At 71.7% G+C, this 25,971-nt stretch carries 22 protein-coding genes and 3 tRNA genes; 18 read left to right on the top strand and 7 right to left on the bottom strand.

The features are described 5' to 3' along the window. Positions 1–14: 14 nt before the first annotated feature. Both AQJ27_RS03580 and AQJ27_RS03575 read right to left on the bottom strand, forming a co-directional pair. Complete coding sequence (locus AQJ27_RS03580) at positions 15–680, bottom strand: TetR/AcrR family transcriptional regulator (protein ID WP_067361421.1); 666 nt, start codon at positions 678–680, stop codon at positions 15–17. 172 nt (positions 681–852) lie between these two features. Beyond that, positions 853–1,644 (bottom strand): VOC family protein, encoded by a 792-nt coding sequence (locus tag AQJ27_RS03575; protein WP_067361419.1) that lies wholly within the window; start codon positions 1,642–1,644, stop codon positions 853–855. A 233-nt stretch (positions 1,645–1,877) separates the two neighbouring features. On the opposite strand from AQJ27_RS03575, the gene AQJ27_RS03570 reads away from it, so the two are divergent. The 7 genes from AQJ27_RS03570 to AQJ27_RS03540 all read left to right on the top strand — a co-directional run bounded on the left by AQJ27_RS03570 (position 1,878) and on the right by AQJ27_RS03540 (position 8,649). Then, entirely contained in the window at positions 1,878–2,126 is a 249-nt protein-coding gene (locus AQJ27_RS03570; protein ID WP_179436804.1) for a WhiB family transcriptional regulator, read from the top strand. A 219-nt stretch (positions 2,127–2,345) separates the two neighbouring features. After that, a tRNA-Gly gene (locus AQJ27_RS03565) sits at positions 2,346–2,417 on the top strand. Positions 2,418–2,464: 47 nt separating this feature from the next. After that, positions 2,465–2,536 (top strand) — tRNA-Glu (locus AQJ27_RS03560). Between the two features lie 28 nt (positions 2,537–2,564). Next, the gene (locus AQJ27_RS03555; protein WP_067361413.1) at positions 2,565–3,902 is read left to right on the top strand and encodes an SDR family NAD(P)-dependent oxidoreductase; all 1,338 of its coding nucleotides are present in this window, start codon (positions 2,565–2,567) and stop codon (positions 3,900–3,902) included. Beyond that, positions 3,896–5,119 carry a leucine-rich repeat domain-containing protein gene (locus AQJ27_RS03550; protein WP_067361409.1) on the top strand — a complete coding sequence of 408 codons (1,224 nt, stop codon included), beginning with the start codon at positions 3,896–3,898 and terminating at the stop codon, positions 5,117–5,119. The genes AQJ27_RS03555 and AQJ27_RS03550 overlap by 7 nt, the downstream gene beginning before the upstream one ends. Further along, a tRNA-Trp gene (locus tag AQJ27_RS03545) sits at positions 5,108–5,184 on the top strand. Before AQJ27_RS03550 ends, AQJ27_RS03545 begins: the two co-directional genes overlap by 12 nt. Before the next feature lie 96 nt (positions 5,185–5,280). Further along, complete coding sequence (locus tag AQJ27_RS03540; protein ID WP_067361403.1) at positions 5,281–8,649, top strand: hypothetical protein; 3,369 nt, start codon at positions 5,281–5,283, stop codon at positions 8,647–8,649. Between the two features lie 21 nt (positions 8,650–8,670). On the opposite strand, the gene AQJ27_RS03535 is transcribed toward AQJ27_RS03540, so the two are convergent. From AQJ27_RS03535 to AQJ27_RS03525, 3 genes are all read right to left on the bottom strand, one after another. Beyond that, positions 8,671–9,648 (bottom strand): acyl-ACP desaturase, encoded by a 978-nt coding sequence (locus AQJ27_RS03535; protein ID WP_067361399.1) that lies wholly within the window; start codon positions 9,646–9,648, stop codon positions 8,671–8,673. Positions 9,649–9,867: 219 nt separating this feature from the next. Beyond that, on the bottom strand, positions 9,868–10,644 hold the full coding sequence (gene ddaH, locus AQJ27_RS03530; protein ID WP_067362715.1) for a dimethylargininase: 777 nt from the start codon (positions 10,642–10,644) through the stop codon (positions 9,868–9,870). A 168-nt stretch (positions 10,645–10,812) separates the two neighbouring features. Further along, positions 10,813–12,447 carry an ABC-F family ATP-binding cassette domain-containing protein gene (locus AQJ27_RS03525; RefSeq protein WP_067361397.1) on the bottom strand — a complete coding sequence of 545 codons (1,635 nt, stop codon included), beginning with the start codon at positions 12,445–12,447 and terminating at the stop codon, positions 10,813–10,815. A gap of 302 nt (positions 12,448–12,749) precedes the next feature. On the opposite strand from AQJ27_RS03525, the gene AQJ27_RS03520 reads away from it, so the two are divergent. Then, the gene (locus tag AQJ27_RS03520; RefSeq protein ID WP_067361395.1) at positions 12,750–13,430 is read left to right on the top strand and encodes a GOLPH3/VPS74 family protein; all 681 of its coding nucleotides are present in this window, start codon (positions 12,750–12,752) and stop codon (positions 13,428–13,430) included. Between the two features lie 137 nt (positions 13,431–13,567). Further along, a complete protein-coding gene (locus AQJ27_RS03515; RefSeq protein WP_067361394.1) occupies positions 13,568–14,428 on the top strand; it encodes an isocitrate lyase/PEP mutase family protein in 861 nt (286 codons plus the stop codon). 15 nt (positions 14,429–14,443) lie between these two features. Here AQJ27_RS03515 and ssgD read toward each other — a convergent pair whose 3' ends face one another. Next, positions 14,444–14,860: a spore wall synthesis regulator SsgD gene (gene ssgD, locus AQJ27_RS03510; RefSeq protein WP_067361393.1), complete on the bottom strand. Its 417-nt coding sequence runs from the start codon at positions 14,858–14,860 to the stop codon at positions 14,444–14,446. 258 nt (positions 14,861–15,118) lie between these two features. Between ssgD and AQJ27_RS03505 the strand changes: the two genes are divergently transcribed. The 4 genes from AQJ27_RS03505 to mmpA all read left to right on the top strand — a co-directional run bounded on the left by AQJ27_RS03505 (position 15,119) and on the right by mmpA (position 17,624). Then, positions 15,119–16,207, top strand: coding sequence for a WD40/YVTN/BNR-like repeat-containing protein (locus tag AQJ27_RS03505; protein WP_067361392.1), 1,089 nt, complete (start codon positions 15,119–15,121; stop codon positions 16,205–16,207). An 85-nt stretch (positions 16,208–16,292) separates the two neighbouring features. Next, positions 16,293–16,619, top strand: coding sequence for a plasmid stabilization protein (locus tag AQJ27_RS03500; protein WP_067361390.1), 327 nt, complete (start codon positions 16,293–16,295; stop codon positions 16,617–16,619). A gap of 48 nt (positions 16,620–16,667) precedes the next feature. After that, complete coding sequence (locus AQJ27_RS03495; RefSeq protein WP_067361388.1) at positions 16,668–17,402, top strand: endonuclease V; 735 nt, start codon at positions 16,668–16,670, stop codon at positions 17,400–17,402. A 75-nt stretch (positions 17,403–17,477) separates the two neighbouring features. Next, positions 17,478–17,624 carry a morphogenic membrane protein MmpA gene (mmpA, locus tag AQJ27_RS57240; protein ID WP_162489330.1) on the top strand — a complete coding sequence of 49 codons (147 nt, stop codon included), beginning with the start codon at positions 17,478–17,480 and terminating at the stop codon, positions 17,622–17,624. A gap of 22 nt (positions 17,625–17,646) precedes the next feature. Here mmpA and AQJ27_RS03485 read toward each other — a convergent pair whose 3' ends face one another. Next, positions 17,647–18,819, bottom strand: coding sequence for a saccharopine dehydrogenase family protein (locus AQJ27_RS03485; RefSeq protein WP_067361381.1), 1,173 nt, complete (start codon positions 18,817–18,819; stop codon positions 17,647–17,649). A 296-nt stretch (positions 18,820–19,115) separates the two neighbouring features. Here AQJ27_RS03485 and AQJ27_RS03480 point away from each other — a divergent pair, with 296 nt between their 5' ends. The 5 genes from AQJ27_RS03480 to AQJ27_RS03460 are packed head-to-tail and all read left to right on the top strand — an operon-like array spanning position 19,116 to position 25,930. After that, positions 19,116–20,282, top strand: coding sequence for a CaiB/BaiF CoA transferase family protein (locus tag AQJ27_RS03480; RefSeq protein WP_235613399.1), 1,167 nt, complete (start codon positions 19,116–19,118; stop codon positions 20,280–20,282). Then, positions 20,282–21,295: an LLM class F420-dependent oxidoreductase gene (locus AQJ27_RS03475; RefSeq protein ID WP_067361377.1), complete on the top strand. Its 1,014-nt coding sequence runs from the start codon at positions 20,282–20,284 to the stop codon at positions 21,293–21,295. The genes AQJ27_RS03480 and AQJ27_RS03475 overlap by 1 nt, the downstream gene beginning before the upstream one ends. A gap of 14 nt (positions 21,296–21,309) precedes the next feature. Beyond that, positions 21,310–22,452 (top strand): acyl-CoA dehydrogenase family protein, encoded by a 1,143-nt coding sequence (locus AQJ27_RS03470; RefSeq protein ID WP_067361374.1) that lies wholly within the window; start codon positions 21,310–21,312, stop codon positions 22,450–22,452. A 30-nt stretch (positions 22,453–22,482) separates the two neighbouring features. Next, positions 22,483–23,697, top strand: a complete 1,215-nt coding sequence (locus tag AQJ27_RS03465) for an acetyl-CoA C-acetyltransferase (RefSeq protein ID WP_067361371.1) — start codon at positions 22,483–22,485, stop codon at positions 23,695–23,697. Positions 23,698–23,755: 58 nt separating this feature from the next. Next, on the top strand, positions 23,756–25,930 hold the full coding sequence (locus AQJ27_RS03460; protein WP_067361363.1) for a 3-hydroxyacyl-CoA dehydrogenase NAD-binding domain-containing protein: 2,175 nt from the start codon (positions 23,756–23,758) through the stop codon (positions 25,928–25,930). Positions 25,931–25,971 lie beyond the last annotated feature (41 nt).

Here is a 25,971-nt window from a genome sequence, read left to right as displayed (position 1 = left end):
TCCGTTCGCCTCCGTCAGTCCCGGTGCGGTCCCAAGTTGCCGAGGAACGTGCCGAGTTGGGGCGGGGTGAGCGAGGGCTCGGGCAGCGGGGCGGCGGTGGGGGAGGCGCGCAGTCCGTCGAGGAGGAGGGCGAGGGGGCGGCGCCAGGCGTCCGGGGCGGTGCTCGTGAGGGCCGGGACGGCGCGGCCGAGTACGGCCAGCGCGACGAGGAGGTCCTCGGTGGTGAGATCGTCGCGGACCGTGCCCTGTTCGCGGCCGCGGCGCAGGAGCACCTCCACCGTCTCCCGGTTGTGGGCGTGCACGGAGTCGAGGGAGTGGACGCCCTCCAGGTGGGTGGTCATCAGATCGTTGGCACCGCGGTCGGTGGCGAGGCCCTCGAAGACCTCTTCGACGTAGCCCAGCAGACCCGCCCAGGCGTCCTCGGCGGTGCGGGCCCGGTCTCCGGCGTCCATGGTCTGCGTGAGCGAGTCGCTGAAGACCGCGTCGACCAGCGCGGCGCGGCTGGGGAAGTGCCGGTAGAGCGTGGCGTTTCCGACACCGGCCCGGCGTGCGATCACATCGAGCGGCGCGTCCAGGCCCTGCGCGGCGAACACCTCGCGGGCCGCCTCGACCAGCAGCGCGCGGTTGCGCCGCGCGTCGCGCCGCCGCACCGGATCGGGCCCGTTCACGTCGACCTTCATCGTGTCGCCTCTCGGAAGTTCCGGGGAGTGCTCCCCGGAACTGATGATATCGTCGAACCGAGAACTGGGGAGTATTCCCCGTTTTCCGGGCGGAGTGCAGCGGAGCAGGGCAGGACTGGAGAGGGGATGGTGGGGCCCACGTGCAGGAGCCCCACCGGCCTCGCTCGTACGCTCAGCTCTCCCGAACCGCGCTCTTGATGACCGCGAAGCGTGCCCCGTACGGGTCGGCGAGCTTCGCCATGCGGCCGACGCCCTCCAGGTCCGTGGCGGGCATGCGGACCGTGCCGCCCAGCTCCTGGGCCTTGCGGACGGTGGCGTCCGTGTCGGTGACCTCGAAGTACGGCAGCCAGTACGCGCCCGACTGGGCCTCGGTCGGGTCGTCGGCCAGCGGCACGACGCCGCCGAACATGTCCGACTCCTCGGCCCCGGCGGGGTTGATACAGGTGTATGTGCCCCCGGGGAACGCGGTGGCCGAGGTCTCCCAGCCGAACACGGAGTTGTAGAACGCCGCGGCCGCCGGCTCGTCCGGGGTGTAGAGCTCGACCCAGCACAGCGAACCCGGGTCACCCGCCACGTCGATGCCCTTGGTCAGGCCGGGCTGCCAGATGCCGAAGGGCACACCCGCCTCGTCCCCGAGGATCGCCATGTGACCCTGGCTCATGACGTCCATGGGCTGGACGATCACACTGCCGCCGGCCTGCTCGGCCGCCTTGGCCGTGGCCTGCGCGTCGGGGCTCTGGAAGTACACCGTCCAGGAGGGCGGGCCCTGCTCCTCGGTGGTCTGCATACCGCCCGCGGCGGTCTTTCCGGCGAGCTGGAAGAAACCGTAGCCGCCGGCGTCGGGCCCTGCGGACTGGAACTGCCAGCCGAAGAGGCCGCCATAGAAGGATGAGGCGCCGTCGATGTCGGGGGTGCCGACATCGAGCCAGTTCGGAGCGCCGGTGACAAAACGGGTGGTGAGCATGTTGTGCCCTCCTTTGAGGGGTCCCGTTGCCTGTACTGCCGAGTCTGGCACCGCCCACTGACAATCGCTGCCAGGACTCCCACCACGGACAGGAGAGACCATGGTGATTACCCTGGGTGATCGGTTATGTTTGTTTTGTTTTCATGCGCTGCGGCGAGCCGCCTGGCACTTCGGAACGTGGCGTTGATCCCACGTTGATCGAACGTTTTTCGCCGCGCGGCACGATCCTCCACATGCACACCGACACCATGACCCCGGCCGACTCCGCCTGGCAGGAGCAGGCGTTGTGCGCGCAGACCGGGGCCGATTTCTTCTTTCCCGAGCCGGGCAGCTCGGTGCGTGAGGCAAAGCGCATCTGCGGGATGTGCGAGATGCGCTCCGCCTGCCTCGAGTACGCGCTGAACAACGACGAACGCTTCGGCGTCTGGGGCGGCCTGTCCGAGAAAGAACGGCTCAGCCTCCGGCGCTCGGACCAGAACTGACCCCTACGACGCCGAGAACGGCCCCGACGACGCCGGGCTCCGCACCGGACGCCGTGAACAGCCGCGTCCGGGCGGCGCCTTGTCCTGGTCCGGCGCCTCGCCCCGGTGACCTGCCCCCGGTCCGGTGTCCTGCCCGGTCCGGTGTCCTGCTCGGTCCGGGACCCTGCCGTAATTCGGTGGGGCGAACCGGTGGCGGTGGCTAGGATCGCCGTGGCGCACCCGGGCGTAGAGCAGAGGCAGACTCGCCGCCTTGCCAAGGCGGATACGCCGGTTCGAATCCGGTCGTCCGGGCTGCGTCCGGCCGGAATGGATCGGGCCGGAATGGATCGGGACAGCAGGGTCCTGTAGAGCAGAGGCAGACTCGCCGCCCTCTCAAGGCGGATACGCCGGTTCGAATCCGGTCAGGACCACGGCGGCGCACACGCGGGGCGGGGACACATGGGTGACGGCGGCGCGATCACACAGGACGAACTGGCGGCGTTCCACCGTACGGTCGGCAAACTGCGGGCACTGCCCGTCGACGACCCGGTGAGGCTGCGCGCCGAACAGGTCGCCGCGTCCTTCGCGCGAGACGGGCGGATGCGCAGGCGCAAGGTGCGCGGCGCCGAACTCTCCGCCGCCGACGCGGCCGTGATGGCCGCGACCGCGACAGGAGCGCTCGACCGGCGGGAGGACGCACCGCTCGCCCGCCCCGGAGGCGGCGGCCTCTTCGTGAAGCCCCGCTCCTGCTATGTCTGCAAGACGTCCTATCGACAGGTCGACGCCTTCTACCACCGGCTGTGCCCCGACTGCGCCGCCGACAACACCGCCCGGCGTGCGCTCACCACCGACCTGAGCGGCCGTCGCGCGCTGCTCACCGGAGGCCGGGTCAAGATCGGCTTCCAGCTGGCCCTGATGATGCTGCGCGACGGCGCCGAACTCCTCGTCACCAGCCGCTTTCCACACGACACCATGCGTCGCTTCCGCGCCGAACCGGGCAGCGCGAAGTGGCTGGACCGACTGACGGTGCTGGCGGTGGATCTCCGTGATCCGCGCCAGGTACTGGGGATCTGCGAGCAGTTGAGGCAGGAGGGTGAGCCCCTCGACATCCTGGTCAACAACGCCGCGCAGACGGTACGGCGGCCCGCCGACTCGTACGCGCTGCTGGCCGCCGGGGAGCGCGCCGGACTGCCCGAAGGGGCCCGGGAGGCACCGGGGTTCACGCCGATGCGGGCGCTGGCCGGTGGTGGTCCCTCGGCGCTCCCCGCGGCGCTGCGGGAGGCCGACGAGGCAGGGCTGCTGCCCGACCCCTCCCCGGAGAACTCCTGGTCGGCCCGGCTGGGCGCACTCGACCCGGCCGAGGTCCTGGAGACCCAGTTGGTCAACGCGCTCGCCCCGGCGCTGCTCTGCGACCGGCTGCTGCCCCTGCTGCTCGCCTCGCCCCACCCGCGGCGATATGTCGTCAACGTCACCGCCGTCGAGGGCCGCTTCGCCGTACGCAACAAGACGGCCGGCCATCCGCACACCAACATGGCCAAGGCCGCGCTCAACATGCTCACGCGCACCAGCGCCGCCGAACTCGCCGAACAGGGCGTGCACATGTGCGCCGTCGACACCGGCTGGATCACCGACGAGAACCCCGCTCCCAAGAAGGAGCGGATGGCGGGCGCGGGGTTCCGCACCCCCCTCGACATCGTGGACGGAGCGGCCCGGGTGTACGACCCGATCGTGCGGGGCGAGGCGGGCGCACCCGTGTCCGGGGTGTTCCTCAAGGACTACCGGGAGGCGGAATGGTGACCGAGCCGGAGCGGAAGCGGGACCCGCGGTTCGCGGGCGTACCGGCGGTCGTAGCGCGCCCATTGACCGAACTCGCCCCGCTGCTCGACTGGTTGCGCGACGGCCGTCCGGCCGGTGAGCGGCTCGACTTCACGGCCGGTACGGCGCTGCCCGACGGGCGCCTCGACCTGTGCAAGCAGGGACTCGGAGCGCGGGGCGCGGCGCTGGTCGCCGAGGCCCTCTCCGACCTGTCCGCCGTCTCGGACAAGCCTTCTCCCGTACGGCATTTGCTGCTCGGCACCGACGGGCTCGGCGACGAGGGTGCCGCCGCGGTCGCCGCGCGCGCCGAGGTCGAGACGCTGTACCTCGGCTGCAACGGGATCACCGCGGGCGGCGCCTGCCGCATCGCCGACAACCTGCGCGCCTCGCCGTGGGTCGTCACGGGCGTCTGGCTCAAACGCAACCCGCTGGGCAGCGGGGGAGGGCGGGCCGTGGCCGAACTCGTCGAGGCCGCACGGTCGTTGCGCACACTGGACCTCGTGCAGACCGGGCTCGACGCGACGGGCGCCGTGGTCCTCGCCGACGCCCTCCTCGCCGCGACGGAGAACGGCCGCCGCATCGAGCGGCTGTTCGTGGGCGGCAATCCGCTCGGAGCGGCGGGTGCGGTGCCGCTGTCCGCGCTCATCGCCGAGGGCGCGCTCGACGAACTCTACGTATCCGCAGCGGGGTTGGGCGACGCGGGCGCGCTGCGCCTCGCCGACGCGCTGGCGCGGGCGCCGCACGGACGGCTCACCCGGCTCTCCGTCGCCAGCAACGGCATCGGGCCGAGCGCCGCCGCCCGACTGGTGGCGGCGGCGACCGCGGCGGGGGTCACCCTGCTCGACCTCGGGCGGGTGCGGGCGGCCGCGGTGCTCGGCGCCGCCGACAACCACGTCGACCTCACGGCGGCCACCGACATCGCGCACACCCTCGCGAGCGCCGAACACCGCCTCACCCATCTCGTCCTCGCCCACACCGGCATGCGCAGCCGCGAGGCCCACCGTCTCCTCGACACCGCCCCGCGCGCCGCTACCGCCACCCGGTTCGTGCTGGGGCAGTCCATCGCGACCAGTGTGAAGCGGCGTCTGGACGCGCTCAGCGCGCACATCCCGATGCCGTCCGTCCCGGCCGACATCGCCGCCGTACGCAGCGTCCACCGCACGGCGCCGCTACGCTCGGACTCAAGGGCGGGGCCGTAGCGCAGAGGCAGGCGCACCTGGTCTCCAAAACCGGAACACGCTGGTTCGAATCCAGCCGCCCCGCCCCCTTCCCCTCACGGTTTCCGACGATGGCCCCGGTTCGCCGGAGCGCACCGGGAAACCAGTACGCCGCGCGCGCCTCAGCAGGGCACAATCCCCGCATGGATCGCACCCCGCAGCGGCACGCCGAAAGTCTGCTCAACGCCCTCGACCCGCTGCCCTTCCCCCAGCGCATGCGCGAACTCGCCCTGCGGGTGAAGGAGCAGGAGCCGCTGCGGCCCGTGCTGGAAGAACTCGAATCACGCGGACCGTACGAACGGGGGATCGCCGTCGTCGCGGCCGCCGTCGGCCGCGACACCGAGTGGATCGCGGACCGCATCGCCGACCGGGACGCCTTCGTGCGCGGACAGGCTCTCCGGGTCGCGGACAGCCTCCAAGTGCCCGACTCCGCCTACGAGTCGGCGCTCGCCGACGCCCCGGAGGCGGTCCGCAGGGAGCTGTTGCGCGCGATCGTCGCGGGACGGCGCACGGCACTGGCCGACCGGCTGCTGCCGGGGCTGCGGCGGGACTGGGGCGACGCCGAGGCGGCCCGGCTGCTGCCGGGCTGCGCGCCGGAGACGGTCGCCCGCCTGCTGCCCGAACTCTTCCACGCCGTCACCGGCTGGAAGACCCTCGCCAAGCGGCATCCCGGCACCCTTCTCGACGTCGCCGAAGGCGAACTGGCGGCGCTCCCCGAGGCCCTGCGGGACACCTGGTGGGGCCGGTACGTCCCAGGTGTGGCCGCCACGGTCGCGACGCAGCCCCTGCGCGTGCTCGACCTTTTTGAACGCTTCGGGCCCGCCACCCTGCCCCTCCCGCTGCACGACCACTTCCCGCGGTTCGCGGCGGCCGACCCGAGCGGGCTGTTGCGCCTGCTGCTCACCCCCACCGGATTCGCCGCGCGCCGCTACAGGGCCCTGAGGCCCACCGTGCTGCGCAGGCTGGCCCGTTCCGACGCGCCCGAACTCCTGGCATTCAGCCGGGTCCTGGCCGACTGGGGTGATCTCGCGCCGCTCGTCAAGGCGCTGCCGCCGGCGCGACGCCACGCCTTCTACCGGGCCGCGCTGGAAGGCCGAGGAGCCGGACACGCCACCGTCGACGTGTTCATCCTCGCGGTGCTGCCCCGCAGTTGTGTCGCCGAAGAGGCCCGACGCATGGCGGCCGTCGCACGCGAGCACGGCGCCCTCTGGAACTCCCTGCTGCTCGCCGAGTCCTTCCTGCCCGTCGCGGAAGCTCGCGAACGGCTCGTCGAGGCCACCCGCCGCCCGGCCGCCGAAGACCGCGCCGAAGCCTGGCCGTTGCTCATCCGCAACGCCGCCCGCTCCGGCGACCACGCCGCCGTCACCTCCGTCCTGGAGGAGATGGCCCGGCTGCGCAACGAACACGACCCGGTGCGCTCGGCCGCGCTCGGCGCACTGTCCGGGGTGCGGCCCGCGCTGTTCACCGAGGACGCCGAGCCGCACCTCGACCGCATCACCGCGGACGCCGTCGAGGCCCGCGACTCCTCGCCCGCCACCCGGCAGAATCTCAGCGACCTCGCCCTGTCCGTACTGCGCGAGCACGCGGCGGGCGGACGGCGTGAGCTGGTGAACTGGGCCCTGCGCACCCTGGTCCGGATCTCCGGCAACACCGGTCGCGCCGACCTCGGCCGTCTCGACACGGCCCTGCGGCGCGGCCAGGAGCACCAGGTGTACGAGGCCCTGCGCCCCTGGATCGAGGCGGGCGCCGAAAAGGCCGACTACAGCCTCGCCTTCACGATCGCCCGCGCGGTCGGGCGGCGCGCCGCCGGCATGCCCGAACTTCAGGAACTCCTCTGGCAGGCCATCCGGTACGGCAACGACGCGACCATGCGCCACGCGGTCGAACTGTGGCTCGAGCCCCCCGCGACCCGCGACGAACGGGTGGCCCGCGTCCTCGCGTTCGAACCGTCCGCGGGCGCGCTGTGGCCCGTCCTGCGGATCGTCACCCGACGCCGCACCGACCTGCTCGACCCGCTGCTCGCCGAGACTCCCCCCTACGGCCGCTTTCTGACCAAGGGCACCCCCTGGACCGTACCGGTGGACCGTGACGTACGGCGCTGGGTGCCACGCCAACAGCGCGCGGTGGCACGACAGCTGGCGGACCAGGCCGAGGACGCCGCGCTGCCGCTCTTCGAACGGGCCGCCGCCGTCGCGCAGTGCGCCCTCGTCCCGGGCCGCGGCACCGATCTCGTACGCCACTGGACCGGGTCCCCGGACGTGCTGCTCGCCGAGGCGGCGCTCGCCGCACTCGCCCGGACGGACCGGCCCGCCGACGCGCTGCCCGAGCTGCTGGCGCACGCGGATGGCGAGCGGGCCCGGGTCGCGGTCTACGCGGCCACGCAGGCGTCCCGGTACGTGGCACCCTCGCTCCTGGCCGCGCAACTGCGCGCGGTGCTCTTCGCGCCGCGCGCCAAGGTGACCAGCCGCAAGGAGGCCGCCCGGCTCGCCGCCGTACGGCTCCCGATGCCACGGGCGGCGGCGCTGCTGACCGAGGCGTACGCGGCGCCGGGCACCCATGTCGACGTCCGCGCCGCCATCGTGGCCTTCGCGGGCGGTCTGCTCGCCGAGGAACCGGTCTGGGGCATGCTGCGCGACGCCGCGGGCGCCGAGCCGGTCCTGCGCACCGCGATCCTGCGCGTCACCCCGCTGGACCTGCCCGAGCCCCAACGCGAGCGGTACGCCGGGCTGGTTCGCGAGGTGTCGTCCACCGAAGACCCCGAGACCGCCACCCTCGCCTTCGACGCTCTGGCCCGCTGGGCGCCCTGGTCCCCCGAGTCGCCGACGGTCCTCGCCGACGCCGTCACCGATCTGACGGGACGCATCAGCTGGCACGCGGCGGCCAATGGTCTGGTGACCGCGGCGGCGGGCTCACCACGCGGCGGCCGGGGCCTTCAGCAGGCGCTGCGGACGTTGGCGGAGGCGGAGACGGCCGCCGCGACGGAGGAGATCGGCCGCGCCGATGCCGGCGAGCGTCGCGACCGACCGGCCAGGCGGCGCGTCGACCACCTCGTCGTGTACCTCGCCCAGCGGGCCAGAACGGCCCCGCGGCCCATCCGGCCGGCGGCCCTCGCCGCCGGCGAGCTGCTCGCCGGGTACGACGCCTTCGTACCGCAGGCGGCCGCGATCACGGCGTTCCACCTGGACCTGGACGGGGAACCGGGGGACCTGGAGCGCCTGGCCGCGCTCACCGAGGGACGCCCGGCGCTGGCCGCACGGACGGCCCAGGAGCTCGGGGAGCGACTGCGACGGCGGGCGCACGAGGGGGATCCCGACGTCCTGCTGGAGGTGGTGCGGCGGTTGGGCGCGCACGGCGGGCACGGCCAGGGGCTGCTCGCGGCGGCCGTCACCGGGGCGATCGGCGCCCGCACGGGCTGGGCCACGCCCTGGCGGGAGCAGCTGAGAGCACTGCGCCGCCACCCGGTGGCCGACGTGCGGGACGCGGCGCTCGACCAGGTGACGGCGTACGAGTGAGGCGGCTTCGACCGGAGAGGGTCAGCCGGCGGCGCGCGCGGCCATCCGCGCCTTGCGGGCCGCGAGCTTCTCGTCGAACTTCGAGGCCTCCGCGTCCAGGCCGCCCATGAAGAAGCCGAGCTCCTCCTGGGCCTGCAGGCCCTCGGGGCCGAGGCCGTCCATCTCCAGGACCTTCAGGTGGCGCAGCACCGGCTGCAGCACGTCGTCGTGGTGGATGCGCATGTTGTAGACCTCGCCGATGGCCATCTGCGCGGCGGCGCGCTCGAAGCCGGGCATGCCGTGTCCGGGCATCCGGAAGTCGACGATGACGTCGCGCACGGACTGCATGGTCAGGTCGGGGGCCAGCTCGAACGCGGCCTTGAGCAGGTTCCGGTAGAAGACCATGTGCAGGTTCTCGTCGGTCGCGATGCGCGCCAGCATGCGGTCGCAGACCGGGTCGCCCGACTGGTGACCGGTGTTGCGGTGCGAGACGCGGGTCGCGAGCTCCTGGAAGGCGACGTACGCGACCGTGTGCAGCATCGAGTGGCGGTTGTCCGACTCGAAGCCCTCGTTCATGTGCAACATGCGGAACGCCTCGAGCTTGTCGGGGTCGACGGCGCGCGAGGCGAGCAGGTAGTCGCGCATCACGATGCCGTGCCGGCCCTCCTCGGCGGTCCAGCGGTGCACCCAGGTGCCCCAGGCGCCGTCACGGCCGAAGAGCGCGGCGATCTCGTGGTGGTAGCTCGGCAGGTTGTCCTCGGTCAGCAGGTTGACGACCAGCGCGATCCGGCCGATCTCCGTGACCTTGGACTGCTCCTTGTTCCAGGCCTCGCCGTCCTCGAAGAAGCCGGGGAAGTTCCGGGCGTCGCTGAACGGCACGTACTCGTGCGGCATCCAGTCCTTGGCCACCTTGAGATGGCGGTTGAGCTCGGTCTCGACCACTTCTTCCAACGCGTAGAGCAGCCGAGCGTCGGTCCAGGCGGTGGCCGGGCTGCCAAGGTGGGGAGAAGTGATCGTCACGGGTGCTCCAGGGGGACGTGAAAATACTGAGCGAGTTACTGAGCGAGTTACTGAGGGTGTTGCCGGGTGTGTTGCCGAGCGTGTTGCTCGGCGGGTCACCGAGCGGGAGACAAAACCTACGGCATCGTAGGCTACGTATCCGTAGGTTACGAAACCGTAGGTTAAGTTCGCTGTAAAGAGTGCCTGATCAGTGGGGGTCCCAGCGGGGAGCGGGAGTGCTCAGACGTACAGCTCCCGAAGCCGTACCGAGAGGCATGTCACACACCCCTCGAGCTTCTCGAACTCGCTGATGTCCACGAGAACCGGGTCGTGACCGAGGCCCGCGAGCAGCTCCGCCGTCTTCGGGGCGCTCGCTGCCATCAGCAGCTTCCCGCCGCCGAGCAGCACGACATGCCCCCCGGACTCCTCGGGCACCGGCAGGAAGCGCGGGAACAGCGAGGGCGTGTCCACCAGGGACTCATGGCCGATCACCGTCCCGTCGGGCAGCGCGGTGACCGCCGACTTCAGATGCAGCACCTTGTTCACGGGTACGGCCACGACCCGCGCCCCGAGCGGTTCGAGGGCCGCTCGCAGCTGCTGGACCCCGGCCGCGTTGGTGCGCCCGCCGCGGCCCACGTACACCGTGTCGCCGACCTTCAGGACGTCGCCGCCGTCCAGGGTGCCCGGTTCCCAGATCCAGTTCACCGAGCAGCCCAGTCGGGCCACTGCCTCCTCGACCCCGGCTGTCTCGGCGCGACGGGACTCGGCGCCGGGGCGGGAGATCAGCGCGACATTGCGGAAGACGACCACGGCGTCCTCGACGAACACCGAGTCGGGGCAGTCGTCGGCCGGATCGACCTCGACGGTCTCCCAGCCGTGCGTGCGCAGCGCCTCGGCATACGCCTCCCACTGTTCGACGGCCAGGTCGACGTCCACCTTCTCGCGCTCGATGTGCGTCACCAGTCCCTCGGCGAGACGGGGACTGGGCCTGCGGATGAGGGCTTTCTGGCTGGGCACTGCGGTCTCCGAATCGGCAGGGTGCATCGGCGCACATCATGCAGCGCCGTTCGCGCGCACAACAGCCCCCGACTCGGCACCCTTCGACCGGACGCCGGGTGGACCCGCGTCCGAACGTGACGCGGGGCGGTGCCCGAAAGCGACGTTAGTCAGCCTCCGGGCCCGGCGCTATGTCGGATACCCGACAGCTTCCGCCGTGGTTTCTTTCAGTTCTCCTCCTTCCAGCAGCAGCCGGCGTGTGATTCCGATCGACTCCAGGAACGGCAGGTCGTGGCTGGCGACGATCAGCGCGCCCTCGTAGGACTCGAGCGCCGTGGTGAGCTGGCGGACGCTCGCCAGGTCGAGGTTGTTGGTCGGCTCGTCGAGCATCAGGAGCTGCGGCGCGGGCTCGGCGAGCATGAGCGCCGCGAGCGTCGCCCGGAAGCGTTCGCCGCCGGAGAGCGTCGCCGCCTGCTGGTCGGCCTTCGCCCCCTTGAACAGGAAGCGGGCGAGCCGCGCCCGGACCCGGTTGTTGGTCGCGGCGGGCGCGAAACGGGCCACGTTCTCGGCCACGGTCCGCTCCCCGTCGAGCACATCGAGCCGCTGGGGCAGGAACCGCAGCGGCACATGAGCCAGCGCATGGCCGGACACGGCCTCCAGCTCCCCGGCGATCGTCCGCAGCAGCGTCGTCTTGCCCGCGCCGTTGCGCCCGATCAGCGCGATCCGCTCGGGCCCGCGCAGATCGAACACGCCGTTCACGCGCGCGCCGTATTTCAGCTCCAGGTTCTCCAGCGTGAGCACGGTGCGGCCCGGCGGTACGGCCGTGTACGGCAGGTCGACACGGATCTCGTCGTCGTCCCGTACGGCCTCCACCGCGTCGTCGAGCCGGTCCTTCGCCTCGGCGAGCTTCTCCTCGTGCATGATGCGGTGCTTGCCCGCCGACTCCTGGGCGGCCCGTTTGCGCGCACCCATGACGATCTTCGGCTCGCGCTTCTGCTCGAACAACTTCTGCCCGTAGCGCTTGCGACGGGCGAGCTTGACCTGCGCGTCGACCAGTTCGCGTTTCTGCTGCTTCAGATCGGCCTCGGCGACGCGCACCATGCGCTCCGCCGCCTCCTGCTCGCCGGCGAGGACCTCCTCGTACGCGGAGAAGTTGCCCCCGTACCAGGTGACCTCGCCCGAGCGCAGATCGGCGATCTGGTCGACCAGGTCCAGCAGTTCGCGGTCGTGGCTGACCACGACCATGACCCCGGACCAGGCCTCGACGGCCGCGTACAGCCGCCGGCGCGCGTACAGGTCGAGGTTGTTGGTGGGCTCGTCCAGCAGCAGGATGTCGGGTCGGCGCAGCAGTAGCGCGGCCAGGCGCAGCAGTACAGACTCGCCGCCCGAGACCTCGCCGATGGTGCGGTCCAACTCGACGTGCCCGAGTCCGAGTTCGCCGAGCATGGCGAGCGCCCGCTCCTCGACGTCCCAGTCGTCGCCGACGACGTCGAAGTGCTCCTCGGCCACGTCGCCCGCCTCGATGGCGTGCAGCGCGGCACGCGTGGCGGCGATGCCGAGCGCCTCGTCGACCCGCAGGGCGGTGTCGAGCGTGACGTTCTGCGGCAGATATCCGACCTCGCCGGCGACGCGGATCGTGCCGTCGGCCGGGGTCAGTTCGCCCGCGATCAGCTTCAACAGGGTGGACTTCCCTGATCCGTTGACGCCGACGAGCCCGGTCCTGCCAGGGCCGAAGGCGATCTGAAGGTCTTCGAAGACGGTGGTTCCGTCCGGCCAGGCGAAGGAGAGGGAGGTGCAGCTGAGGGAGGTGGGGAAAGAAGACATGAGGGCCTCGCGATTACTGGGTGCGGTCAGGGGCACGCGTTCGGGACACCGCGAGGTGACGACGATCCAGTCAGGAGGGCGGGCAAAAGGCCCCGTAGACCGGAGGACGGCTCATACGCCGAGGTCGCACGCTGCGCACACGGGGGCGACGAAAGCCCACTGTGTGACGCGGTGTCTCAGACCTCAGACGAGCAACGTCCTTCTCCAATCGACGACAACAGGACCGCTGTACACCGTAGGAACGGCCCTGAACGCTGTCAACGCATTAACGTGGCCCCGACCTCGACCCCGAAGGAGATCTCGTGCCCAACGGCTCGCTGTCGCTGCCCGCCCGGCTCTATCTGCTGGCCTGGGACACCACGAGGCTCAAGGTCACGGGGGCGACCCACCTCCACCATCTGGTGCGCGCCGGCGCCCTCACGGAGCTCGCCCAGCGCGGACTGCTCGCCGACGTGGACGGCATCGCCACACCGGTCGACGCCGACGCCCATACGGGGGACCTGGTCCTCGACGGGCTCCTGGAACTGGTGGAGGAGTCCCGGCCCCGGAAATGGAAGGCGTGGGTGACCCTGCGGGCACGCGTCACCCTGGACGCGGTCCGCGCGCAGCTCGCCGCCGAGGGATACCTGCGGGCCGAGAAGAAGCGGGTGCTCGGGCTCTTCCCGTCCGTGGAGTACGAGCTGGAGCGAGTGTCCGCGGTGGAGGCGCTGCGGGAGGAGGCACGGACCGTGCTGCAGGGGCCCCTGCCCGTCGAGGACGTCTCCGACCGCGACGCGGCCCTCGTCGCCCTCGCCGCCGCGGCCGAACTGCGCACGCTGGCGTCCGGCAAGGACCGCAAGCTCTACAGGCAGCGCATCGAGGAGCTGACGGACCGCAGCGGAGCGGCGGCCCCGGCGCTGAAGAAGGTCATCCAGGAGGTGCGCACCGCGATCGTCGTGGCGGCCACGGCGGCATCGACCTCGGGCGCGGCAACGGGGGGCTGAGGCGCCCGGGAAGGAGCGCGGAGAACTGCGCGAGCAACCTCCGGGCGAACCCGCACCCGACCGTGCTTCCCGGCCTCTCACGCACACGTCGCATTCCTGCCAGCCCCTGCCCCGCCACCGGTGATGGGATCGTCCCCATGACGAACCAGAACCCCACCCACGAAACCGCCCTCGTCTTCCGCGCCCTGCACACTCCCGGCCGCCCACTCGTCCTCCCGAACGTCTGGGACACGGCGAGTGCGCGCCTGGTCGAGGAGGCGGGCGCGGCCGCCGTGGCGACGACCAGCGCGGGGCTCGCCTGGGACCTGGGAACGGCCGACGGGGACCGGCTGGACAGGGACCGGGCCCTCGGCGCGGTCGCACGCGTCGCCGCCGTGGTCCGGGTCCCGGTGAGCGCTGACATCGAGAGCGGCTACGCGAAGGACGCCGCGGGCGTCGGGGACACGATCCGCGCGGTGCTCGCGGCCGGCGCCGTGGGCGTGAACATCGAGGACGCGCTGTACGACGGCGAGGGTGTCGGCGACGGCAACGGCGGCCGCGGTCCGCTGCGGCCGGTCGCCGAGCAGGCGGAGCGTATCGCCGCGGCCCGTGCCGCAGCCGATGCGGCGGGTGTCCCGCTGTTCATCAACGCGCGCATCGACACTGTTCTGAGGGGCGCGGGAGGGATCGAGGAGACCCTGCAGCGAGCCGCCGCCTTCCTTGCCGCCGGAGCCGACGGGATCTTCGTTCCCGGGGCCGTCGACCCGGGGACGGTGAAGTCGCTCGTGGCGGGTGTCGAGGGCCCGCTCAATGTGCTGGTCGGCCCCGGCGCACCGTCCGTCGCCGAGCTGGCCGCGCTCGGGGTCGCCCGGATCAGCACGGGCTCGAGCATCGCGCAGGCCGCGCACGCCGTGGTCCGCCGTGCCGCGCGGGAGCTGCTGAGCGCGGGGACCTACGACTCGCTGACCGGTGGACTCGACTACGCCGAGCTCAACACCCTGCTGGGCGGCGCTCGCTGAGGGCGGGGGCGCCGCTCAGCAGGTGCCCCGCATCAGCTCCTCCAGGTCGTGGTCCAGGTCGACCTGGAGATGCTCGAGTCCGACGGGTACCAGTTCGGTCGTGAGCTGGAGGAACTTCCGCACCTCGCCCGAGCGCACATGCACCACGGCGGTGCCCTCGGGGGCGTGGAACTCCAGAACGGTGCGGTCGTAGCCGTACGGCCGCACCCGTACGTCGCCGTACCCCACGGAGTCCTCCATGCCGGACGCGAGCAGCTCGCGCGCGAACGTCCAGCAGACCTCCACGCCCTCCAGCGTGGCCGGGGCGGGGAAGGTCATACGGACGGCGAAGGGGTCGCTCCGGTCGTAGTGGAGCGTTGCGGGAATGCTCGGCATCCGCGGGGCGGCGGCGACGAGGCGGGCCTCTACGGGCTGCTCGATGACGGTGGACAACGCCTTGCTCCCTTGTGACGGCTGGACGAACTCCGGGCGGATGAGGCCGGGCAATGTATGAGACGACGGAATGAGCCATTCAGTGCACCTGAAACGCAAGTGACCTCCGTCACCGAGTTCATTCACCTCGGTGACACGTAGTGATCCATTTCTCGTTCCGACATGCCCGCGATACCGGAGAGGACACCAACCGGGGCCCCCGGGTTCCCGCGGAGGGCATCTGGACGGCGCCCGGGGAGTGGGCTAGCTTCGCCCGCCATGAGGGGCTTGGGGAAGTCGAGACGTACGAGTCGGGCGGTCACCGTGGGACTGTGCGCGGCGGCGTTCGCCGCCGCGCTGACGGCGGCGCCCGCGCAGGCACACGAGGCGGGGAAGGCGGCCCACTGGGCGCTCAAGGACAGTGGCAGTGACGTGCGTTTCCGGGGGCTGTCGGCCGTCAGCCGGGACACCGCCTGGGTGGCCGGCGCCAAGGGCACCGTCCTGCGCACCACCGACGGCGGCGCGAGCTGGCGGAACGTCTCGCCGCCCGGCGCCGCCGACCTGGAGTTCCGCGACATCGAGGCGTTCGACGCGCGGCGCGCGGTGGTCCTCGCCATCGGTGAGGGCGAGGCCTCCCGGGTCTTCAGGACCGACGACGGCGGCGCGACCTGGACCGAGTCCTTCCGCAACACCGACGCGAAGGCCTTCTACGACTGTCTGACCTTCTTCGACCGGCGCCACGGCCTGGCGATGAGCGACCCCGTGGACGGCAGGTTCCGCATCCTGTCCACCAGCGACGGCGGACGGTCCTGGAAGGTGCTGCCCAGCGACGGGATGCCCGCCGCGCAGGACGGCGAGGCGGGCTTCGCCGCCAGTGGGCAGTGCCTCGTGAGCGCGGGATCGCACGATGCCTGGCTGGCCACCGGCGGGGGCGCACACGCGCGTGTGCTGCATTCCACCGACCGGGGACTGACCTGGAAGGCGGCCGAGACGCCGATTCCGGCGGGCGACCCGGCGCGTGGCGTCTTCGCCCTCGCCTTCCGGGACCGCGCCCACGGCCTCGCGGTCGGCGGCGACTACCGCGCCGACCAGGCATCGCCCCAGGCGGCCGCCCTCACCCCCGACGGCGGCCGCACCTGGGCCCCCGCCGCCCAGCCGCCGCCCGCCTACCGCTCCGGTGTCGCCTGGCTCCCGCACAGCCGCACCTCCGCGCTCGCGGTGGGCCCGACCGGCACCGACCTCACGACCGACGGCGGCCGCACCTGGCGCACCCTGGACACCGGCTCGTACGACACCGTGGACTGCACCCCCGACCTGGGCTGCTGGGCCTCCGGGGAGAAGGGCCGGGTGGCACGTCTGGAGCGCTGACCGCCGCGTGGCCCGTGGCGAGTGGGGTACCCGTGTCGCCGACGCGCAAGCGAGCGATCGGCGACACGGAAGGAAGTGAGCCGCCATGCCCCGTGGCTCCAGCCCCAAGCGCGAACGCCAGTACGAGCACATCAAGGAGAGCGCTCTCGACCGGGGAGAGAGCAGGGAGCGCGCCGAGGAGATCGCCGCGCGCACCGTCAACAAGGAGCGCGCCCGGGCCGGCGAGTCGAAGACCGCGAGCCGCACGTCCACCGAGGACATCTCCTCCGGCAGACGTGGCGGCCTGCGCTCCCACCAGGGCGCCCAGGGCCCCACGTACGACCAGCTGTACGAGGAGGCCAAGCGCCGCGACATCCACGGCCGGTCGGACATGAACAAGGAGGAGCTGAGGCGCGCGCTGGGCGACAAGTGACCGCCCCAAGGCCCCTTCCGGTGCTGTGGGCTTAGGCTCGTCGGCACCATGAACACCTCGTTGAACACCGTACCGATTCCCGCGGGTTGGCCCGCGACCGAGGAGCAGGCCCGCGCCGTGCAGGACGAACTGCGGGGGCGCGTGGTGCTCGACGAACCCGGGCCGCCGCCCGGCACCGGCAGGGTGACGGGCGTCGACGTGGCGTACGACGACGAGCGGGACGTCGTCGTGGCCGCGGCCGTCGTGCTCGACGCGGCGACCCTCGCCGTCGTCGCCGAGGCCACCGCCGTCGGACAGGTCTCCTTCCCCTACGTCCCCGGGCTGCTCGCCTTCCGTGAGATCCCGACCGTGCTGGCCGTGCTCGACGCGCTGCCGTGTCCGCCGGGCCTCGTGGTCTGCGACGGCTACGGTCTCGCCCACCCCCGGCGTTTCGGCCTCGCCAGCCACCTCGGCGTACTCACCGGGCTCTCCACGATCGGGGTGGCCAAGAACCCGTTCACCTTCTCCTACGAGGAGCCCGGCGCCCGGCGCGGCAGCGCCTCCCCGCTGCTCGCGGGCGAACCGACGGGCCCGGAGGAGGTCGGTCGGGCACTGCGCACCCAGGACGGCGTCAAGCCGGTCTTCGTCTCGGTCGGCCACCGGGTGAGCCTCGACAACGCCTGCGCGCACACCCTCGCGCTCACCCCGAAGTACCGCCTCCCGGAGACCACCCGCAGCGCGGACTCCCTGTGCCGACGGGCCCTGAAGGAGACAACTCCCTCAGGAGCCTCACCCGTTGACTGAGTGTGTGCCCTGAGTACGTGTTCTGAGTACCTGTACGGATGCGGGGGCGCCGTCATGATCGGCAGGCTGTTGCGCATGACGACGCACCGTTCCCCGAAGCCCGCCACCGGCGCCACCCAGCCCGTCGAGCGCACCGTGATGGCCGCGCTCGTCCTCTCCGTCCTCGCCGGGGTCGGCTGGATCGGCGGGATGATCTACACGGTGCTGGGCTGGCCGCTCTAGGGGGCGGACCTTCCGGACGGTCCTACCGGGACGCGGCCACCCTGAAGGTGATCCCCGCCCCGCGCAGCCGCTCGATGAGCGCGTCGCCCATCGCCACCGCCGTCGTGACCTGTCCGGCCGTTTCCGGCAGGTCGTCGAAGGCGAGGGACAGCGCGGACTCCGCGAACATCTTGGCGGTCTCGCCGTAGCCGGGGTCGCCGCCCGCGACCTCCGTGAACACGCGGCGCCCGCCGCCCTCGCCCACGAACCGCACCGAGAACCAGCTCTTCGCCCGCCGCGAGGCACTGGGTCCCTCGCCCGGCTTGATCCGGTCGGACAGCCAGCGCCGCGCGGGCGGCACCTGGGCCGCCGCGAACACCGCGCCGACGGCCGTGACCCCGCCCAGCGCGACCGGCAGCCGTTCGACGGCCGCGTAGTGGCGGTAGCGGAAGTCGGGCCCGTAGCGCTCCAGCACCCGCGCCGAACGCTGCACGATCTGGGCGTCGATGGTGGGCAGCGGCAGTGCCCATGCCCCGACCTCCTTGGCGAACCGCGGAGTGCTCAGCGGCGCGTGTGCCCGCCGCCCGACCAGCCGTGGTTCGTGCCGCCCGCGATCCCGCGCCGCGGCCAGGATGTGCCGCCCGCGCGCGAACTGGGTGAGCGCGGAGGCGAACGTGCCGCCCGAGAACATCGCCTGCGCGCGGACGAAACCGTCGACCCGCAGCGGCACGTCCTCGGGCAGCTGCCGCACCGTGAAGTAGGCGCCCAGGTCGTGCGGAATCGAGTCGAAGCCGCAGGCGTGCACCAGGCGGGCCCCGGTCTCCCGCGCGCGTGCGTCGTGCCGGACGTACATCAGGTCCACGAACTCGGGCTCGCCGGTGAGGTCCAGATAGTCGGTGCCCGCGTCGGCGCAGGCGGCGACCAGCTCCTCGCCGTGCAGTATGTACGGCCCTACGGTCGTCGCCACCACGCGCGCGCCGCGGGCGAGTTCACGCAGCGACGCCGGATCGGCGACATCCGCCAAGAGGATGTCGGGGGCGCCGGAGAGCCGCTCCCGCAGCCGCGCCAGCTTTGCCTCGTCGCGGCCCGCGATCGCCCAGCGCAGCCCCTCGGGCGCGTGGGCGGCGAGGTACTCCGCGGTGAGAGCCCCGACGAACCCGGTGGCTCCGAAGAGCACGATGTCGTACGTGCGAGCGGTCCCGTTCAGCCTGCTCATGACACCCCATCTGTCGTGCGCGAAGCGCCGTTGTCGGTGGCTGAGGCTAGCGTGAGGTACGAGCAGCCGAACGACGAGGTCGAATTAGAGGTCGGAGGTGGCCGTGGCCGTGCAGGGGAACGCGCGCCGGCCGTGCGGCGGCATACGCCGCTGACGTGCCCTGTTTCATGACGTTTCGGCATGATCCGACACCCGGGATTTAACTAAGCGCTTGCTCGCTGGGGGCTTGCCCGGCGTGGAACACGTTCTTAACATCTCTGATGTCACATCAGTGGTGTCACAGTGCTGGGGGCTCGATGGCAGTGGCAGGGACGCCGGCGTACGGCCCGCTGGCCGGAGTGCGGGTGGTGGAGCTGGCGGGCATCGGCCCCGGCCCGTTCGCCGCCATGCTCCTCGCCGACCTCGGCGCGGACGTCGTCCGCGTGGACCGGCCCGGCGGCACAGGGCTCGCCGTCAACCCGGAGTACGACATCACCAACCGCAACAAGCGGTCGGTCGTGATCGACCTGAAGGCCGAGGACGGCCCCGCCCGCGTCCTCGATCTGGTCGAACGCGCGGACATCCTCGTCGAGGGCTACCGCCCCGGCGTCGCCGAGCGTCTCGGCGTCGGCCCCGAGACCTGTCACGCCCGAAACCCCCGGCTCGTCTACGGCCGGATGACCGGCTGGGGCCAGCAGGGCCCGCTCGCCTCGCGTGCCGGGCACGACATCGCGTACATCGCGCTCACCGGCACCCTCGGCATGATCGGCAGGCCGGACGAGCCGCCCACGGTCCCCGCGAACCTCGTCGGCGACTACGCGGGCGGCTCGCTCTACCTCGTCGTCGGCGTCCTCGCCGCGCTCCACCACGCACGAGCCACCGGCGCAGGGCAGGTCGTGGACACGGCGATCGTCGACGGCGCCGCGCACCTCGCCTCGATGATCCACGGCATGCTCGCCGCGGGCGGCTGGCAGGACCGGCGCGGCGCCAACCTCCTGGACGGCGGCTGCCCGTACTACGGCACGTACGAGACGGCCGACGGGAAGTACATGGCGGTGGGCGCCCTGGAGAAGCAGTTCTACGCCGAGTTCGTGGAACTGCTCGGCATCGAGGAGTACGCCGACGCCCGCAAGGACCTGGCCCGCTGGGGCGAGCTGCGCGAGGCGGTCGCCGCCCGCTTCAAGACCCGCACCAGGGACGAGTGGACCGCGGTCTTCGAGGGCTCCGACGCCTGCGTGGCCCCCGTCCTGTCGCTGCGGGAGGCGCCGGCCCACCCCCACCTCGCCGCCCGCGGCACTTTCACCGACCACGGCGGCATCACCCAGCCCGCCCCCGCACCCCGTTTCTCCCTGACCCGCACCTCCGTCCGCACCGGCCCCGCCCTGCCGGGCGCCGACACCGCGGACGTGGCCCGCGACTGGGACGTACCACGGCTGACGCGGCACGACCTCGTGAAGGACGACTCGATGAAGGACGGCGACTGATGGAGCTCTCCCTCCCGCTCGACTACGCGGGCGACCCCCGGCAGGCCGCCGACGAGGTCGCCGCGCTGGAGTCCGCGGGTCTGGACGCCGTCTGGGTCGCGGAGGCCTACGGCTTCGACGCGCCCACGATCATGGGCTATCTGGCCGCCCGCACCGAGCGCATGAAGATCGGCTCCGGGATCCTCAACGTCTACTCGCGCACCCCGGCGCTGCTCGCGCAGACCGCCGCCGGACTCGACGCGATCTCGGGCGGCCGCGGCATGCTGGGGCTCGGTGCCTCGGGCCCGCAGGTCGTCGAGGGCTGGCACGGGAAGGCGTACGACAAGCCACTGGGCCGCACCCGCGAGGCCATCGAGCTGACCCGCCGCATCCTGCGCCGCGAGGTCATCGACCACCACGGCATCACCGACATGCCCCGCCCCGGCGGCCTGGGCAAGCCCCTGAAGCTCCTCACCAAGCCGGTGCGCCCCGACATCCCGCTGTACGTGGCGTCCCTGGGGCCCGCCAACGTCCGGATGACCGCCGAACTCGCCGACGGCTGGCTGCCCACCCTCTTCATCCCGGAGAAGGCCCACCAGATGTGGGGCGGCCCCCTCGCGGAGGGCGCCGCACTGCGGGACCCGGCGCTCGGCCCCTTGCGGACCGTCGCGGGCGGCCTGCTCGCCATCGGCGAGGACGCGGCGGCCGTACGGGAACTCGCGCGACCCAAAATCGCCCTCTACGTAGGCGGCATGGGCGCCCCCGGCAAGAACTTCTACAACGACCTCGCGGTGGCCTACGGCTACGAGAAGGAGGCCCGGCTCATCCAGGAGCTGTACCTCTCCGGTCGGAAGAAGGAGGCCGAGGCCGCCGTACCGGCCGAGCTCTGCGAGCTGATCTCGCTGTGCGGGCCGGAGAGCTATGTGCGCGAGCGTGTCGAGGCCTTCCGGGAGGCGGGGGTCGACATGCTCAACATCACTCCCGTGGGGCCGGAGCCGGCCCGACTGGTCGAGACCGTCAAGAGCTGGCTCTAGGAGGTCGTTCGCGCATGAAGCGGCAGATTTTCGGCGCCGAGCACGACGCGTTCCGGGCGACCGTGCGCACCTTCCTCGCCAAGGAGGTGACGCCGTACTACGAACAGTGGGAGAAGGACGGCATCGTCTCGCGCGAGGCCTGGCGCGCCGCCGGGAAACAGGGGCTGCTCGGCCTCGCCGTACCGGAGGAGTACGGGGGCGGCGGCAACGCCGACTTCCGCTACAGCGCCGTACTCGCCGAGGAGTTCACGCGCGCGGGGGCCGCCGGTCTCGCCCTCGGGCTGCACAACGACATCATCGGGCCATATCTGACGGACCTGGCCACCGAGGAGCAGAAGCGGCGCTGGCTGCCGGGGTTCTGCGACGGTTCGCTCATCACGGCGATCGCGATGACCGAGCCGGGCGCCGGATCCGACCTCCAGGGCATCAGGACGCACGCCGAGGACCGGGGCGACCACTGGCTGCTCAACGGCTCCAAGACCTTCATCTCGAACGGGATCCTCGCCGACCTGGTGATCGTCGTCGCGAAGACGACCCCGGAGGGCGGCGCCCACGGTCTGTCTCTGCTCGTCGTCGAGCGCGGCATGGCAGGCTTCGAGCGTGGCCGCAATCTCGACAAGATCGGGCAGAAGGCGCAGGACACGGCCGAGCTGTTCTTCCACGACGTACGCGTCCCCAAGGAGAACCTGCTCGGGGAGCTCAACGGCGCCTTCGTGCACCTCATGACGAACCTCGCGCAGGAACGCATGGGCATCGCCGTCGCCGGGATCGCGGCGGCCGAGTACCTGCTGGAGATCACCACCCAGTACGTCAAGGAGCGCGAGGCCTTCGGACGGCCGCTGTCCAAGCTCCAGCACATCCGCTTCGAGATAGCCGAGATGGCGACCGAGTGCGCCGTCACCCGTGCGTTCCTCGACCGCTGCGTCGTCGACCACACGAACGGCGAACTCGACGCCGTGCACGCCTCGATGGCCAAGTGGTGGGCCACCGAACTGCAAAAACGCGTCGCGGACCGCTGCCTCCAGCTGCACGGCGGCTACGGCTACATGACGGAGTACCGCGTCGCCAGGGCCTTCACGGACGGCCGCATCCAGACCATCTACGGCGGGACCACAGAGATCATGAAGGAGATCATCGGCCGCTCCCTGCTCGGCTGATCCTCCGCACCCTCCCCGAAAGGCTTATCAGTGAGCACCGAAGCGTACGTGTACGACGCGATCCGCACCCCGCGCGGGCGCGGCAAGGCGAACGGCGCCCTGCACGGCACCAAGCCCATCGACCTGGTCGTCGGCCTCATCCACGAGATCCAGCGCCGCCTGCCGGGCCTGGACCCGGCCGCGATCGACGACATCGTGCTCGGTGTCGTGGGCCCGGTCGGCGACCAGGGCTCCGACATCGCCCGTATCTCCGCGATCGCCGCCGGACTGCCCGACACGGTCGCAGGCGTCCAGGAGAACCGCTTCTGCGCCTCGGGCCTGGAAGCCGTCAACCTGGCCGCGATGAAGGTCCGCTCAGGCTGGGAGGACCTGGTGCTCGCGGGCGGCGTCGAGTCGATGTCCCGCGTGCCCATGGCCTCGGACGGCGGCGCCTGGTTCGCCGACCCGATGACCAACATCGCCACCAACTTCGTGCCGCAGGGCATCGGCGCCGACCTCATCGCCACCATCGAGGGCTTCTCCCGGCGGGACGTCGACGAGTACGCGGCCCTCTCCCAGGAGCGCGCGGCCGCCGCCTGGAAGGACGGCCGGTTCGAGAAGTCCGTCGTCCCCGTGAAGGACCGCAGCGGGCTCGTCGTCCTCGACCACGACGAGCACATGCGCCCCGGCACCACCGCCGACTCGCTCGGCAAGCTGAAGCCCTCGTTCGCGGACATCGGCGAGCTGGGCGGCTTCGACGCCGTGGCGCTGCAGAAGTACCACTGGGTCGAGGAGATCGACCACGTCCACCACGCGGGCAACTCCTCCGGCATCGTCGACGGCGCCTCCCTGGTCGCCATCGGCTCCAAGGAGGTCGGCGAGCGCCACGGCCTCACCCCCCGCGCGCGGATCGTCGCCGCCGCCGTCTCCGGCTCCGAGCCCACCATCATGCTCACCGGCCCCGCGCCCGCGACCCGCAAGGCGCTCGCCAAGGCCGGGCTGACCATCGACGACATCGACCTCGTGGAGATCAACGAGGCCTTCGCCGCGGTCGTCCTGCGCTTCGTGAAGGACATGGGCCTGTCCCTCGACAAGGTCAACGTCAACGGCGGCGCGATCGCGCTCGGCCATCCGCTCGGCGCCACCGGCGCGATGATCCTCGGCAGCCTCGTCGACGAACTGGAGCGCCAGGACAAGCGCTACGGCCTCGCCACGCTGTGCGTGGGCGGCGGCATGGGCATCGCGACCATCGTCGAGCGCCTGTAACCCCCGGCGGGACCCCCAGACTTCCACGGCTTAAACGGCTTCTACGGAGACCCTCCTCATGACCGAGAGCACCACCATCCGCTGGGAACAGGACGAGACCGGTGTCGTCACCCTCGTCCTCGACGACCCCAACCAGTCCGCCAACACCATGAACCAGGCCTTCAAGGACTCGATCGCGGCGATCGCCGAACGCGCCGAGGCCGAGAAGGACTCCATCCGGGGCATCATCTACACCTCCGCCAAGAAGACCTTCTTCGCGGGCGGCGACCTCAAGGACATGATCAAGGCGGGGCCGGAGAACGCCCAGGAGGCCTTCGACACCGGCACGGCCATCAAGTCCTCCCTGCGCCGCATCGAGACCCTGGGCAAGCCGGTCGTGGCCGCCATCAACGGCGCGGCCCTCGGCGGCGGCTACGAGATCGCCCTCGCCTCCCACCACCGCGTCGCCCTCGACGCCCCCGGCTCCAAGATCGGCCTGCCCGAGGTCACCCTCGGCCTGCTGCCCGCGGGCGGCGGCGTCACCCGCACCGTCCGCCTCATGGGCATCACCGACGCGCTGCTGAAGGTGCTCCTCCAGGGCACCCAGTACTCCCCGCAGCGGGCCCTGGAGAACGGGCTCGTCCACGAAGTGGCGGCCACCTCCGAGGAGATGCTCGCCAAGGCGCGCGCCTTCATCGACGCCAACCCCGAGTCGCGGCAGCCCTGGGACAAGCCCGGCTACAAGATCCCGGGCGGCACGCCGTCGAACCCGAAGTTCGCCGCCAACCTGCCCGCCTTCCCGGCCAACCTGAGGAAGCAGCTGAACGGCGCCCCCTACCCGGCCCCGCGCAACATCATGGCGGCCGCCGTCGAGGGCTCCCAGGTCGACTTCGAGACCGCGCTGGTCATCGAGGCCCGCTACTTCACCGAGCTGGTCACCGGGCAGACCTCGAAGAACATGATCCAGGCGTTCTTCTTCGACCTCCAGGCGGTCAACTCCGGCGCCAACCGCCCCCAGGGCATCGAGCCGCGCAAGGTCCGCAAGGTCGCCGTCCTCGGCGCCGGGATGATGGGCGCCGGCATCGCCTACTCGTGCGCCCGCGCGGGCATCGACGTCGTCCTGAAGGACGTGTCGGCGCAGGCGGCGGCCAAGGGCAAGGCCTACTCCGAGAAGCTCTGCGCGAAGGCCGTCTCCCGGGGCCGTACGACGCAGGAGAAGGCCGACGAGCTGCTCGCCCGCATCACGCCGACCGCCGACCCGAACGACCTGGCCGGCTGCGACGCCGTGATCGAGGCCGTCTTCGAGGACACGGCCCTCAAGCACAAGGTGTTCCAGGAGATCCAGAACATCGTCGAGCCCGACGCGCTGCTGTGCTCCAACACCTCGACCCTGCCGATCACCGTGCTCGCCGAGGGCGTGGAGCGGCAGGACGACTTCATCGGACTGCACTTCTTCTCGCCCGTCGACAAGATGCCGCTCGTCGAGATCATCAAGGGCGACCGGAGCGGCGACGAGGCACTGGCGCGCGCCTTCGACCTCGTACGGCAGATCAAGAAGACCCCGATCGTCGTCAACGACTCGCGCGGCTTCTTCACCTCCCGCGTCATCGGCCACTTCATCAACGAGGGCGTCGCGATGGTCGGCGAGGGCATCGAGCCCGCCTCCGTCGAGCAGGCGGCGGCCCAGGCGGGCTACCCGGCCAAGGTCCTCTCCCTGATGGACGAGCTGACGCTCACCCTGCCGCGCAAGATCCGCAAGGAGTCCAAGCAGGCCGTCGAGGAGGCGGGCGGCACCTGGCAGACGCACCCGGCGGAGGCGGTCATCGACCGCATGGTCGACGAGTTCGGCCGCACCGGGCGCAGCGGCGGCGCGGGCTTCTACGAGTACGGTGCGGACGGCAAGCGCGGCAAGCTCTGGCCCGGCCTGCGCGAGCACTACACCAAGCCCGGGCACGAGATCCCGTTCAAGGACATGCAGGAGCGCATGCTCTTCTCCGAGGCGCTGGACACCGTTCGGCTCCTGGAGGAGGGCGTGCTGACGTCCGTCGCCGACGCCAACATCGGATCCATCTTCGGGATCGGCTTCCCGGGCTGGACCGGCGGTGTGCTCCAGTACATCAACGGTTACGACGGAGGTCTGCCCGGATTCGTGGCACGCGCGCGTGAACTCGCCGAGCGCTACGGGGAGCGGTTCACGCCGCCCGCGCTGCTCGTCGAGAAGGCGCAGAAGGGCGAGAGGTTCAGCGACAGCTGACGTATCGCCGAGCAGGAGGCGTGCGGGTGTGGCCCAGGAGT

The organism is Streptomyces olivochromogenes (assembly GCF_001514115.1).
In the GTDB taxonomy this organism is placed as follows: domain Bacteria; phylum Actinomycetota; class Actinomycetes; order Streptomycetales; family Streptomycetaceae; genus Streptomyces; species Streptomyces olivochromogenes.
The sequence above is the reverse complement of the archived record's forward strand: the minus strand, read 5'-3'. Positions and strand labels throughout refer to the sequence as shown.

Coding starts and splice junctions, on each gene's coding strand:
- AQJ27_RS03515 (WP_067361394.1), top strand. CDS start 13,568: ATGACGAACCAGAACCCCACCCACGAAACCGCCCTCGTCTTCCGCGCC.
- AQJ27_RS03480 (WP_235613399.1), top strand. CDS start 19,116: ATGGCAGTGGCAGGGACGCCGGCGTACGGCCCGCTGGCCGGAGTGCGG.
- AQJ27_RS03580 (WP_067361421.1), bottom strand. CDS start 680: ATGAAGGTCGACGTGAACGGGCCCGATCCGGTGCGGCGGCGCGACGCG.
- AQJ27_RS03575 (WP_067361419.1), bottom strand. CDS start 1,644: ATGCTCACCACCCGTTTTGTCACCGGCGCTCCGAACTGGCTCGATGTC.
- AQJ27_RS03555 (WP_067361413.1), top strand. CDS start 2,565: ATGGGTGACGGCGGCGCGATCACACAGGACGAACTGGCGGCGTTCCAC.
- AQJ27_RS03470 (WP_067361374.1), top strand. CDS start 21,310: ATGAAGCGGCAGATTTTCGGCGCCGAGCACGACGCGTTCCGGGCGACC.
- AQJ27_RS03570 (WP_179436804.1), top strand. CDS start 1,878: ATGCACACCGACACCATGACCCCGGCCGACTCCGCCTGGCAGGAGCAG.
- AQJ27_RS03525 (WP_067361397.1), bottom strand. CDS start 12,447: ATGTCTTCTTTCCCCACCTCCCTCAGCTGCACCTCCCTCTCCTTCGCC.
- mmpA (WP_162489330.1), top strand. CDS start 17,478: ATGACGACGCACCGTTCCCCGAAGCCCGCCACCGGCGCCACCCAGCCC.
- AQJ27_RS03495 (WP_067361388.1), top strand. CDS start 16,668: ATGAACACCTCGTTGAACACCGTACCGATTCCCGCGGGTTGGCCCGCG.
- AQJ27_RS03505 (WP_067361392.1), top strand. CDS start 15,119: ATGAGGGGCTTGGGGAAGTCGAGACGTACGAGTCGGGCGGTCACCGTG.
- AQJ27_RS03475 (WP_067361377.1), top strand. CDS start 20,282: ATGGAGCTCTCCCTCCCGCTCGACTACGCGGGCGACCCCCGGCAGGCC.
- AQJ27_RS03500 (WP_067361390.1), top strand. CDS start 16,293: ATGCCCCGTGGCTCCAGCCCCAAGCGCGAACGCCAGTACGAGCACATC.
- AQJ27_RS03460 (WP_067361363.1), top strand. CDS start 23,756: ATGACCGAGAGCACCACCATCCGCTGGGAACAGGACGAGACCGGTGTC.
- AQJ27_RS03485 (WP_067361381.1), bottom strand. CDS start 18,819: ATGAGCAGGCTGAACGGGACCGCTCGCACGTACGACATCGTGCTCTTC.
- AQJ27_RS03550 (WP_067361409.1), top strand. CDS start 3,896: ATGGTGACCGAGCCGGAGCGGAAGCGGGACCCGCGGTTCGCGGGCGTA.
- AQJ27_RS03540 (WP_067361403.1), top strand. CDS start 5,281: ATGGATCGCACCCCGCAGCGGCACGCCGAAAGTCTGCTCAACGCCCTC.